Source organism: Paracoccus sp. J56 (genome assembly GCF_019633685.1).
Lineage (GTDB): Bacteria > Pseudomonadota > Alphaproteobacteria > Rhodobacterales > Rhodobacteraceae > Paracoccus > Paracoccus kondratievae.
Genome location: NZ_JAFL01000007.1, coordinates 36,227 through 47,910, shown reverse-complemented (window position 1 = coordinate 47,910; position 11,684 = coordinate 36,227). Strand labels below are relative to the sequence as shown.

General features: G+C 63.5%; 12 protein-coding genes. 7 read left to right on the top strand and 5 right to left on the bottom strand.

Annotated features, from left to right (window positions below; all coding sequences use genetic code 11):
- Nucleotides 1-46 precede the first annotated feature (46 nt).
- The gene (gene ftsH / locus M511_RS06760) at nt 47-1,945 is read left to right on the top strand and encodes an ATP-dependent zinc metalloprotease FtsH (protein WP_085501808.1); all 1,899 of its coding nucleotides are present in this window, start codon (nt 47-49) and stop codon (nt 1,943-1,945) included.
- Between the two features lie 153 nt (nt 1,946-2,098).
- Nucleotides 2,099-2,413 (top strand): chorismate mutase, encoded by a 315-nt coding sequence (locus M511_RS06755; protein ID WP_040601711.1) that lies wholly within the window; start codon nt 2,099-2,101, stop codon nt 2,411-2,413.
- 129 nt (nt 2,414-2,542) lie between these two features.
- On the opposite strand, the gene M511_RS06750 is transcribed toward M511_RS06755, so the two are convergent.
- The 5 genes from M511_RS06750 to ruvC are packed head-to-tail and all read right to left on the bottom strand — an operon-like array spanning nt 2,543 to nt 6,027.
- On the bottom strand, nt 2,543-2,953 hold the full coding sequence (locus M511_RS06750) for a PaaI family thioesterase (RefSeq protein WP_010393726.1): 411 nt from the start codon (nt 2,951-2,953) through the stop codon (nt 2,543-2,545).
- Complete coding sequence (gene ruvB, locus M511_RS06745; protein WP_010393728.1) at nt 2,946-3,971, bottom strand: Holliday junction branch migration DNA helicase RuvB; 1,026 nt, start codon at nt 3,969-3,971, stop codon at nt 2,946-2,948. The genes M511_RS06750 and ruvB overlap by 8 nt, the downstream gene beginning before the upstream one ends.
- Entirely contained in the window at nt 3,968-4,843 is an 876-nt protein-coding gene (gene htpX, locus M511_RS06740) for a zinc metalloprotease HtpX (protein ID WP_085501755.1), read from the bottom strand. The genes ruvB and htpX overlap by 4 nt, the downstream gene beginning before the upstream one ends.
- Before the next feature lie 4 nt (nt 4,844-4,847).
- The gene (gene ruvA / locus M511_RS06735) at nt 4,848-5,522 is read right to left on the bottom strand and encodes a Holliday junction branch migration protein RuvA (protein WP_010393732.1); all 675 of its coding nucleotides are present in this window, start codon (nt 5,520-5,522) and stop codon (nt 4,848-4,850) included.
- A 10-nt stretch (nt 5,523-5,532) separates the two neighbouring features.
- Complete coding sequence (gene ruvC, locus M511_RS06730; protein WP_010393734.1) at nt 5,533-6,027, bottom strand: crossover junction endodeoxyribonuclease RuvC; 495 nt, start codon at nt 6,025-6,027, stop codon at nt 5,533-5,535.
- A 122-nt stretch (nt 6,028-6,149) separates the two neighbouring features.
- Here ruvC and M511_RS06725 point away from each other — a divergent pair, with 122 nt between their 5' ends.
- From M511_RS06725 to M511_RS06705, 5 genes are read left to right on the top strand one after another with little or no spacing between them, the layout of a single operon-like run.
- A complete protein-coding gene (locus tag M511_RS06725) occupies nt 6,150-8,990 on the top strand; it encodes a monovalent cation/H+ antiporter subunit A (protein ID WP_010393736.1) in 2,841 nt (946 codons plus the stop codon).
- The gene (locus M511_RS06720; RefSeq protein ID WP_085501754.1) at nt 8,990-9,358 is read left to right on the top strand and encodes a Na+/H+ antiporter subunit C; all 369 of its coding nucleotides are present in this window, start codon (nt 8,990-8,992) and stop codon (nt 9,356-9,358) included. Before M511_RS06725 ends, M511_RS06720 begins: the two co-directional genes overlap by 1 nt.
- Nucleotides 9,355-10,929: a monovalent cation/H+ antiporter subunit D gene (locus M511_RS06715; protein WP_085501753.1), complete on the top strand. Its 1,575-nt coding sequence runs from the start codon at nt 9,355-9,357 to the stop codon at nt 10,927-10,929. Before M511_RS06720 ends, M511_RS06715 begins: the two co-directional genes overlap by 4 nt.
- Nucleotides 10,926-11,417, top strand: coding sequence for a Na+/H+ antiporter subunit E (locus M511_RS06710; RefSeq protein ID WP_010393741.1), 492 nt, complete (start codon nt 10,926-10,928; stop codon nt 11,415-11,417). The genes M511_RS06715 and M511_RS06710 overlap by 4 nt, the downstream gene beginning before the upstream one ends.
- Nucleotides 11,414-11,683: a K+/H+ antiporter subunit F gene (locus M511_RS06705; RefSeq protein ID WP_010393744.1), complete on the top strand. Its 270-nt coding sequence runs from the start codon at nt 11,414-11,416 to the stop codon at nt 11,681-11,683. The genes M511_RS06710 and M511_RS06705 overlap by 4 nt, the downstream gene beginning before the upstream one ends.
- Nucleotide 11,684: the final 1 nt, after the last annotated feature.

Genomic DNA, 11,684 nt, shown 5'->3' with positions numbered 1-11,684 from the left:
TCCCTATTTTCAAGCGGAAGCCTGTTTACCCGCGGAGGACATGCCTTTGGGCAATGCGCGCAATATCGCCTTCTGGGTGGTTCTGTTTTTGATGATCCTGGCGCTGTTCAATCTGTTCAGCGACGGATCGGCTCAGATGAACAGCCGCCAGATCAGCTATTCCGATTTCATCCAGCGGGTGGAAAAGGACCAGGTCGCCGCCGTCACTATTGATGGCGAGAATGTCGGCATTACCGGCAAAGACGGCCAGCAATACTCGACCGTCCGTCCGCAGGGCGAAGAGCTGGCAAGCCGCCTGGTCGACCGTGGCGTCGATGTCCGGGTCGAGCGTCAGCAGCAATCCGGCTTCATGTCGCTTCTTGGCGTCTGGCTGCCCTTCATTCTGCTGATCGGCGTGTGGATCTTTTTCATGAACCGCATGCAGGGCGGCGGCAAAGGCGGGGCGATGGGCTTTGGCAAATCGCGCGCCAAGCTGCTGACCGAAAAGCACGGCCGCGTGACTTTTGACGATGTCGCCGGTATCGACGAAGCCAAAGAAGAGCTGGAAGAAATCGTCGAATTCCTGCGCAATCCACAGAAATTCAGCCGTCTGGGCGGCAAGATTCCAAAGGGTGCGCTGCTGGTCGGCCCTCCCGGCACCGGTAAGACGCTGCTTGCGCGTGCCATCGCGGGCGAGGCCGGCGTGCCCTTCTTTACCATCTCGGGCTCGGATTTCGTCGAAATGTTCGTCGGCGTCGGTGCGAGCCGCGTCCGCGACATGTTCGAGCAAGCCAAGAAATCCGCCCCCTGCATCGTCTTTATCGACGAGATCGACGCCGTCGGCCGCGCCCGTGGTGTCGGCATCGGTGGCGGCAACGACGAACGCGAGCAGACGCTGAACCAGCTGCTGGTCGAGATGGACGGCTTTGACGCTAATGAGGGCGTCATCATCATCGCGGCCACCAACCGCAAGGACGTGCTTGATCCTGCGCTGCTGCGTCCGGGCCGCTTCGACCGTCAGATCTATGTACCCAATCCCGATATCAAGGGCCGCGAAAAGATCCTTGCCGTCCATTCACGCAAGGTCCCCGTCGGCCCTGATGTGGACCTGCGCATCATCGCGCGTGGGACCCCGGGCTTTTCGGGCGCCGATCTGATGAACCTTGTGAACGAGGCTGCGCTGATGGCTGCCCGTATCGGTCGCCGCTTTGTCACCATGGAGGATTTTGAGAACGCCAAGGACAAGGTCATGCTGGGGGTTGAACGTCGCAGTATGGTGCTGACGCCCGAGCAAAAGGAAAAGACTGCCTATCACGAGGCCGGGCATGCCATCGTCGGGCTTAGCCTGCCGAAATGTGACCCGGTCTATAAGGCGACGATCATTCCGCGCGGCGGTGCCTTGGGCATGGTGGTTTCACTGCCGGAAATGGACCGGTTGAACTACCATAAGGACGAGGCCAAGGAAAAAATCGCCATGACGATGGCCGGCAAAGCAGCCGAGATCATCAAATATGGCGAAGAAGGCGTCTCGAACGGTCCGGCGGGCGACATCCAACAGGCCAGCCAGCTGGCCCGGGCCATGGTGATGCGCTGGGGCATGTCCGACAAGGTCGGCAACATCGACTATGCCGAGGCACATGAGGGCTATTCCGGCAATACCGGTGGCTTCTCGGTCTCGGCCGCGACCAAAGAGCTGATCGAGCAAGAGGTTCGCGACCTGATCGAGGAAGGCTACCAGACCGCATATCGCATCCTCACCGAGAAAAGCGAGGAATTCGAGCGTCTGGCCAAGGGCCTGCTGGAATATGAAACCCTGACGGGTGAGGATATCGGTCGCGTGATCCGGGGCGAGCCTCTGGGCGGTGACGATGATACGCCCGGCTCCTCGATCCCCTCGGTCAGCGCCATCCCGCGGGCCGGCGTGGCCACCCCGCCCTCGGATGCCGCGCCTCAACCCCAGGGCTGAGCCTGCGCGCTGATGAAATAGCCCCCGGTCACCAGGCCGGGGGCTTTTTGTTGTCTTCCAGCGTGGTGACTGGCGGAAATTTGTCCTGTGCTGGGGGTCAGTCAGGGGCTGGCGGGGCTTGCACTGCCAGCCGGCGCAAGGCATGGGACAGACATGAACCGTCGCTACCCTGAACTGTCGCCGAACTCTGCCATGCCTGAACTGCGCGCGCGCATCGACGCGCTGGACGCGCAGCTGGTGGCGCTGCTTGCCGAACGTTCGGCGCTGATTGACGAGGCGGCAAGGATCAAGCTGCGCGAGAAACTGCCCGCCCGTATCGACAGTCGTGTCGAAGAGGTTGCTGCGAATGCCCGCCGCCTTGCCGGCAAGCATGGACTTGACCCCGATCTGGCTGAACGGCTGTGGCGGCTGATGATGGAGCATTTTATCGCGCAAGAGGATCGCGTCCTCTCCGCCCGTCCCGAGTGAAAGCCTCAGACGCTCCGACCGTCACTTACTGAACCGCACATGCAGCCTCTGGCCCGGCCCATGCATTCTTCCGTGATTAAATATCCATTTCGGAGGCCGCGATTGCGGATCTTGCACATAGCGAGCCGGTCAGACCGGGATCATCGTGCCCTGCAACATGGCGACCTGTTTGCGCCCGCCCTCGGCTTCGGCCCAGACATCGGCGGCGACCACGGTGATACGACGGCCCGAGCGGACGACCCGCCCTTCGGCCACCAGCCTGTCCCCGATGGCGGGCGAGAGCAGGTTGATCTTCATCTCGACCGTCATCACCTCGGCACCCTCGGGCATCAGTGTCAGCGCCGCATATCCTGCTGCCGAATCGCCGATCGAAAACGCCAGTCCGGCATGACCCGCACCATGCTGCTGCAACACGGTCGGCAGGATTGGGGCGGTGATGACGACCTTGCCCCGCGCGACCCGGTCAATGCACGCGCCCAGCGTGTGCATCATGCTCTGGCGGTCGAAACTGCTGCGGATGCGGCTTTCCAGGTCACTCATCGAACAGGCTTTCCTGTGCACGTGGCGCATCAAGACCCAGATGCCGCCAGCCCAGTCGCGCCAACATGCGACCGCGTGGCGTGCGGCTGACCAGTCCCTGCTGCATCAGATAGGGCTCGATCACCTCCTCGATGGCGTCGCGGCTTTCCGACAAAGCGGCAGAGAGGGTTTCCACCCCGACAGGCCCGCCGCCGTAATGTTCAGCGATCAGCGTCAGATAACGCCGGTCGGCACCATCAAGGCCCAGATGATCCACCCCCAGCCGGGTCAGCGCCGAATCGGCGATCTGGCGCGTCAGTCGGCCGTCGCCCTCGACCAGAGCAAAGTCGATCACCCGGCGCAGCAGCCTGCCGGCGATACGCGGGGTGCCCCGGGCGCGGCGGGCGATCTCGCGCGTGCCGTCAGGCTCGCTCGGGATGCCCATCAGCCGCGCGCCCCGGCTGACGATCAGGTCGAGTTCTTCAATCGTATAGAATTGCAGCCGTGTCGGGATGCCGAAGCGATCACGCAGCGGCGTGGTCAGCAGGCCAAGACGCGTAGTCGCGCCGACAAGGGTAAAGGGTTGCAGCTCGATCCGCACCGTGCGGGCGGCGGGACCCTCGCCAATGACCAGATCCAGCTCGAAATCCTCCATCGCCGGATAAAGGACCTCTTCGACTGCCGGGTTCATGCGGTGGATCTCGTCGATGAACAGGACGTCGCGTGCTTCAAGATTGGTCAGAATTGCGGCCAGATCGCCCGCACGTGCCAGAACCGGTCCCGAGGTCATCTTGAAGTTCACGCCCAGCTCGCGCGCCATGATCTGCGCCAGCGTCGTCTTGCCAAGACCGGGTGGTCCATGAAACAGCGTGTGGTCCATGGCTTTGCCACGCATCCGCGCGCTTTCGATAAATACGCGCAGGTTGGCCCTTGCCTCGGCCTGACCGACGAAATCTTCCAGCCGCTGCGGGCGCAGGGCGCGGTCTTCGCCATCGCTTTCCAGCGGCTCGGGCCGCAGCAGGGGGTCGGGCTGGCTCATCTTGCGCCCCATGGGCCAGCGCCAGCGCCGGTCGTCATGGCCTGCAGGCGGGCGATGCGCTCTTCGGTGGGGGGATGGGTGGCAAACAGCCGGTCCATGCGCAGGGCGTGCAGCGGGTTGATGATAAACATGCTGGCCGAGGCCGGGTTCTGTTCGGCTGGCAGGTTCACCACCTGCGACGCTGCGCGCGAAATCCGCGCCAGCGCCGAGGCCAGGGCCAGGGGCTGGCCGCAGATTTCGGCCCCGATACGGTCAGCCTCATACTCCCGGGTGCGTGAGATCGCCATCTGCACCAGACCTGCCGCCAGAGGCGCAAAGATCATTGCCAGAATCGCAGCAAGCCCACCGCCGCGGTTTTCATCGCGGCCGCCGAACATCGACGAAAACATCAGCATATTGCCCAGCATGGCAATGGCCCCGGCCATGGTGGCGGTGACGGTCATGGTCAGCGTGTCGCGATGCTTGATATGCGCCAGCTCATGCGCGATCACCCCGGCCAGCTCGTCCCGGTTCAGCACGCGCATGATCCCTTGTGTTACCGCGACGGCGGCGTTTTCGGGGTTGCGGCCGGTGGCAAAGGCGTTCGGCTGTTCGGTTTCCAGAACATAAACCTTGGGCATCGGAAGATTGGCGCGCTGTGCCAGCGCCGCCACCATATCCACCAGCTCTGGCGCCTGTTCGCGGGTAACAAGATGCGCGCCCTGCTGGCGCAGCACCATCTTGTCGCTGTTCCACCACGCGAAAAGATTGCCTGCCCCGGCGAGGATCAGCGCGATCTCTGCGCCGCCCTTACCGCCGATCAGCCCCCCCATGCCCATGACCAGCGCGGTCAGGGCGGCCATCAGGATGAAGGTGCGGATATTTCCGGTCATCGTCTCACTCCTTGGGCGCCAAAAGCCGCAGCGCCGCGCGGATCAACGCCGCCGTCTGGGCCTCGGGTTCCCGGGCGGCCGCCTCGGCCACCGCCGAAGCGGCCTCAGAGGGCGCATAGCCCAGGTTGCCAAGCGCCGAGAGTGCATCCGCCGTTGTCTGCGCCGAAGAGGGCGCGGCGGGTTTTTTTGTGTTGGGGGCCGGGGCAGTAGGCGCGGCGGGCTCGGGCTCGGCCAGAACACCGGGATCGACGGTCAGCGCACCGCCAAGTGCCATCACCGCCGGAGCCTTGTCCTTAAGCTCCATCGCCACCCGCTGGGCGAGTTTGGGCCCGACACCCGGAGCCTTGCGCAGCGCGGACCAGTCGCCAAGCGCCAGCGCCCGTGACAACCCTTCGGGTCCCAAAGTGCCAAGGATCGCCAGTGCCACCTTGGCCCCAACCCCCTGAACCGAGATCAGCAGCCGGTGCCATTCCTTTTCCAGCAGGGTGGTAAAGCCGAAAAGCTGCAACAGATCCTCGCGAACCAGCAGCTCTGTATATAGCGCGGTGGCCTGCCCTGCGGGGGGCAGGCTGGCGGCTGTGCGTTCGCTGACATGGACGATATAGCCCACGCCGCGCACGTCGATCAGAACATGGTCCTGAGCGCGATGCAGGATGATCCCCGCGATACGTCCGATCATGGTTTGACCCTCATGCGCTTGCCTTGATGCGCAGGGCGCGGCCCTGCTGGTGATGGGCATGGCAAATTGCCACTGCCAGCGCGTCAGCGGCGTCGGGGCCGGCGAATTCGACCCCCGGCAGCATAAAGCGGACCATATGCTGGATCTGCTCTTTGCCGGCATGGCCGACGCCGACGACGGTTTTCTTGACCGCGTTCGGGGCATATTCGCCGATCTCAAGCCCCGCCTCGGCCGGGGCGAGCAGGGCGATGCCGCGTGCCTGCCCCAGTTTCAGCGTGCCCACTGCGTCCTTGTTGACAAAGGTCTGCTCGACCGCGGCGCTGTCAGGGGCATGGCGGGCGATCACCGCGCAAAGCCCGCGATAAAGCGCGGCCAACCGCGGCCCCAGATCGCCCGCGTCGGAATGGACGATGCCGTTTTCCAGATGCCGCAGGCGCGGTCCGTCCACCGCGATCACGCCCCAGCCCATATTCCGCAGGCCGGGGTCTATGCCGATGATCTTCATGCCTGTTCCCTTTTTCCTCAGCGTTAGCACGAAAGGCGAACATCGCCTAGCGGCTTTCGTGAATTGCTTGACATCTCTGGCCCTCGCCGCGAACAGAGGGGCACGAAAAGGAACGAGGGACAATGTCGCCAGCACTGATCGCCGCGCTTCCGTTCATCGGGGCGCTATTGCCCGGTCTTCTGATCCGCTCGGGGCGCAATGTCGCGGCGATTTCTTGCGCGACGGCAAGTTTTATCGCGCTGCTTGGGCTTTGTCTGCATATCCCGGCCATCATGGCGGGTGAGGTGGTGACGGCGCGCCTTGAATGGCTGCCTTCGCTGGGGCTGAACGCGAATTTCCGTATTGATGGGCTTGGGCTTTTGTTCGGGATCCTGATCCTTGGGATCGGGCTGCTGATCATCGTCTATGCGCGCCATTACCTGTCGCGCGAAGATCCGGTCGGGGTGTTTTACACCTATCTGATGCTGTTTCAGGGCGCGATGCTTGGGATCGTGCTGTCGGATAATATCCTGCTGCTTTTGATCTTTTGGGAACTGACCTCGCTGTCTTCGTTCCTGTTGATCGGCTACTGGAAGCATCTGCCCGAGGGCAGGCAGGGCGCGCGCATGGCCCTGACCGTGACCGGCATGGGCGGGCTGGCGATGATTGCTGGTATGCTGATCCTTGGCCAGATCGCCGGCAGCTATGACATCGGTGATATCCTGCAAGCGCGCGAGGCGGTGCAGGCCAGCCCCTATTACCTTCCGGCACTGCTGCTGATTCTGCTGGGCGCCTTTACCAAATCGGCGCAGTTTCCGTTCCACTTCTGGCTGCCCCATGCGATGGCGGCGCCCACCCCGGTTTCGGCCTATCTGCATTCGGCCACCATGGTCAAAGCAGGGCTGTTCCTGATGGCGAGGCTGTGGCCGGTGCTGTCGGGCACGCCCGAGTGGTTCTATATCGTGGCGACCACCGGCCTTGTGACCATGGTGCTGGGCGCGTGGATCGCCATGTTCCGCGATGATCTGAAATCGCTGCTGGCTTTCTCGACCGTCTCGCATCTGGGGCTTATCACCATGCTTCTGGGCTTTGGCACCGAGGCGGCGGCGGTGGCGGCGGTCTTTCACATCATCAACCACGCCACATTCAAGGCGGCGCTGTTCATGACCGCCGGTATCGTCGATCACGAGGCCGGGACCCGCTCGATCGCGGGTCTGGGCGGGCTGCGGCGGCTGATGCCGGTGACTTTTGTGATCGGCACGGTTGCGGCGCTGTCCATGGCCGGCATCCCGCCGCTGAACGGCTTCCTGTCCAAAGAGATGATGCTTGAGCAGGCAGGCCATGCCGTCTGGCAGGGCCACCCCAGCCTGATCGCGGCGTTCGCGACGGCGGGCGCGCTGTTTTCGGTCTGCTATTCGCTGCGGTTTGTCTGGCAGGTGTTCTTTGGCGCGCCACGCAACGATTATCCTCATCACCCCCATGATCCGGGCTTTGGCCTGTGGTCAGCCCCGGCGGTGCTTGTGGTGCTTGTGGTGCTGATCGGGCTGTTCCCCGCCGTTATGGCTGGCTGGCTGGTCGATGCGGCTGCCAGTGCTGTCACCGGGACGGCCCAGCATCCGCATCTGGCGCTGTGGCATGGCGTGACCCCGGCGCTGATGATGTCGCTGACTGCGCTTGTCGGCGGGGTGCTGCTGCTGGTGCTGAACCGCAGGATGCTGGCCATCCGGGCGGCTATGGCCTGGCCTGATGCCAAGGCGATCTTTGATGCCGTCACCCGCGCCGTGACCTGCGCGGCGGTCGCGCTGACCGACCGGCTGACCAATGGTTCGATGTCACGGGCCTTTGCGGCCTTTTCGCTGACGGTGATGCTTTGCGGTTTCTGGGCCTTTTCGACCGGAGGCTGGCAGGGCGCGACACGTCCCATGCTGCCTATCCAGCCCGTGCCGCTGATCGGCTGGGCGGCGCTGATGGTCGCATGCGGCTGCATGGTCGCCTTTCATCGCAAACGCATCCTTGCGCTGGTGCTGGTGGGGATCATCGGACTGATGGTCTCGGTCAGCTTTATCTACCTGTCCGCCCCTGACCTTGCGCTGACCCAGATCTCGGTCGAGGTGGTCACGGTGGTTTTGCTGCTGCTGGCGCTGAACTTTCTGCCCAAGTTCACCGTCCTTGACAGCCGTGACCGCAAGCGGGCGATGGATGCCTTTATCGCCACGCTGACAGGCCTGGGCTTTGGCGCGCTGGCCTATGTCATCATGCGCAGCGATTTCGCCTTTTCCCCGATCTCGCAATATATGCTTGCCAATAGCCACAAGCTGGGCGGAGGCGACAATGTCGTCAACGTCATCCTCGTAGACTTCCGCGGCTATGATACCTTTGGCGAGATTACCGTTCTGGGTATCGCGGCGCTGACCATCTATGCCCTGACCGAGACATTGCTTGCCGGTGCAAGCGGTCGCCGGCTGCGCAACTGGGTTCATGACACCGCCCGTGCAGGGGATCGTCATCCGCTGATGCTGGTGGTCGTGACGCGGCTGGTGCTGCCGATTGCACTGGTGGTCGGGCTTTATATCTTCCTGCGCGGCCACAACGTGCCGGGCGGCGGGTTCATCGCCGGGCTGGTGGTCTCGGTGGCGCTGGTATCGCAATACATGGCTTCGGGGTTTGCCTGGGCGCAAGAGCGGCAAAAGATCAACTACCACGCCCTGATCGGCGCCGGGGTTATCGCCGCCGGCATCACTGGCATAGGGGCCTGGTTCGCCGGACAGCCGTTCCTGACCTCGACCTACGGCTATGTGAAGCTGCCCGGGCTTGAAGAGTTCGAGCTGGCCTCGGCCATGGGCTTTGACCTTGGCGTGTTCCTGTGCGTGCTGGGGGCCGTGATGCTGGCGCTGAACTCGCTGTCGCGGATTGCGCGGCAGGCGGGAGGCACGGTCAACCTGGACCCGATGGACATCGACCCCAGCAAGGAGGCGCGGCGCTGATGGAGCTTCTGTTGTCAGGCGCGATCGGGATGCTGACGGCGGCGGGGGTCTATCTGATCCTGCGTCTGCGGACCTTTGCCGTCGTGCTGGGCATGACGATGCTCAGCTATGCGATCAACCTTTTTCTGTTTGCGACCGGCAGGCTGGTGGTGAACGCGCCGCCGATCCTGAATGAGGCAGGCGGCCCCTATACCGATCCGCTGCCGCAGGCGCTGGTGCTGACCGCAATCGTGATTTCGTTCGGCATGACGGCGGTGGTGGTGATGATGGCGCTTGGCGCCTTTCTGGAAGGCGGGGACGACCGGGTGGATATGCCGCGCGCCGACCGCCTGCCTCCGGCACCGCAATCGCAGGACAGTGACGTATGAGCCATCTTATCATTGCCCCCGTTATCCTGCCCGCTGTCATCGGGCCGCTGATCATCCTGTGGATGCGCAACGACCTGATGTTGCAGCGCGTCTTTTCGATTGCGGGAACGGCGCTGCTCGCCGGGGTGGCGATCTATCTCAATGCCCTTGCCATGGGGGGCGACGTCCATGTCTATCGCCTGGGCAACTGGGCCGCGCCTTTTGGCATCGTGCTGATGCTCGACCGGCTGTCGGCGCTGATGCTTTTGCTGACGGCGGTGCTGGCGCTGGCGGTGCAGCTTTACGCCGTGGGGTCTGGCTGGGACCGCAAGGGGCGGCATTTCCACGCGCTATGGCAATTTCAGCTTATGGGGATCTGCGGCGCTTTTCTGACCGGGGACGCCTTTAACCTTTTCGTCTTTTTCGAGGTGCTGCTGATCGCCAGCTATGGGCTGATGATCCATGGCGGGGGCGGGATGCGCCTGCGCGCCGGTGTCCAGTACATCGCCTATAACCTTGCCGGCTCGACGCTGTTTCTGGCGGCGCTGGGGGTGCTTTATTCGGTCACCGGCACGCTGAACATGGCCGATATGGCGCTGCGCGTCGCGGCAATGCCGGCCGAGGATACCGCGCTGCTGCGGACCGGGGCGGTGCTGTTGATGCTGGTCTTTGCCGTCAAGGCGGCGCTGGTGCCGCTGCATTTCTGGCTGCCTTCGACCTATGCCAATGCTCCGGGGCCGGTGGCGGCGCTGTTTGCCATCATGACCAAGGTCGGGGTCTATGGCATCATCCGTTTCTTTACGCTGGTATTTCCGCAAGATGCGGTGATCGAGGGCGTGGTCGCCGATCTGCTTTTGCCAGCGGCGCTGTTCACGCTGGCCATCGGCCAGATTGGCATTCTTGGCACCCGCCATCTGGGACGGCTTGCCGCCTTTGCGGCCATCGGCTCGATCGGTACGCTGATGATCGCGGTGGCGCAGTTCAACCCGCAAGGGACTGCGGCTGCGGTCTATTACATGATCCATTCGACGCTGGCCGCCGGTGCGCTGTTTCTGATCATGGACATGATCGGCGCGCGGCGTGGTGACCTGTGGCTGCGGCTTGAACAGGTGATGCCCGGTAACGGGCTGGTCGCGGCGTTGTATTTCATTGCCGCAATTGCGGTCGCCGGAATGCCGCCGCTGTCGGGTTTTATCGGCAAGCTGCTGGTGATGCAGGCCACCCGCCCGGCCCCCGGGATGGTGTGGATCTGGGCGACGATCCTGATCACCTCGCTGATCGCGATCTATGCGCTGGCCCGCGCTGGCTCGATCGTGTTTTGGAAAAGCTACGAACTGGGCCCGGCCCCGGTTCCCGCACCACCAGCCGCCACTGGCCCCAAACTTGAACCGGACGAACCAATTCAGGATCTGGGCGATGCGCCGGCGAACTGGCTGGCGGTGGCCTCGGTCCTGCTGCTGTTGTCCGGGATTGTCGCCCTGACGGCACTTGCCGGTCCGGCCCTGCGGCTGGCCGAGGCGACTGCCGCGCAGCTGCATAACCCCGATGCCTATGTCTCGTCAGTGCTGGAAGCGCAGGAGGGCACGAAATGATCCGTCGCCTGCTTCCCCATCCCTGGCTGTCGGTTACGCTGGTGCTGGTGTGGATGGCGCTTGTCAACCGCTGGGCCGTCGGCTCGCTGGTCTTTGCGGTGATCATCGGCATCGTCGTCCCGCTGATGACCGCGCCCTATTGGCCCGGCGCGCAGGGCTATGGCAAGCCGCACAAGATCCCCGCCTATCTGGCCATCGTGCTGTGGGACATCATCAAGGCCAATTTCGCCGTGGCGCGCATCGTGCTGTTCACGCCGCGCCGGGCGCTGCGTCCGGCGTGGATATCGGTACCTCTGGATCTGCGCCGCCCCGAGGCGATCACCGCCCTTGCCGCAACCATCACCCTGACCCCCGGTACAGTCAGCTGCGACCTGTCCGAGGACGGTCGCGCCCTGCTGGTCCATGCCATGCACGCCCCCGATCCGCAGGGCATCCTTGATGAGATCAAGACCCGCTACGAGGCCCGGCTGAAGGAGATCTTTGAATGATCGCTTACGCGCTGATCTTCGCCTATGGCTGCTTTGGCATGGCGCTGCTTTTCTGTCTTTACCGGGTGGTCTTTGCGCCGGGGTTGTCGGATCGGGTGCTGGCGCTCGATACCATGTCGATCAATGTCATCGCGCTTTTGACGCTGTTTGGCATAGACAAGGGCACGACGATGTATTTCGAGGCCTCGCTGTTGTTTGCCATGGTTGGTTTCATTTCGACCGTGGCCTATGCGAAATTCGTCCTTCGCGGCGATATCATCGAATAGG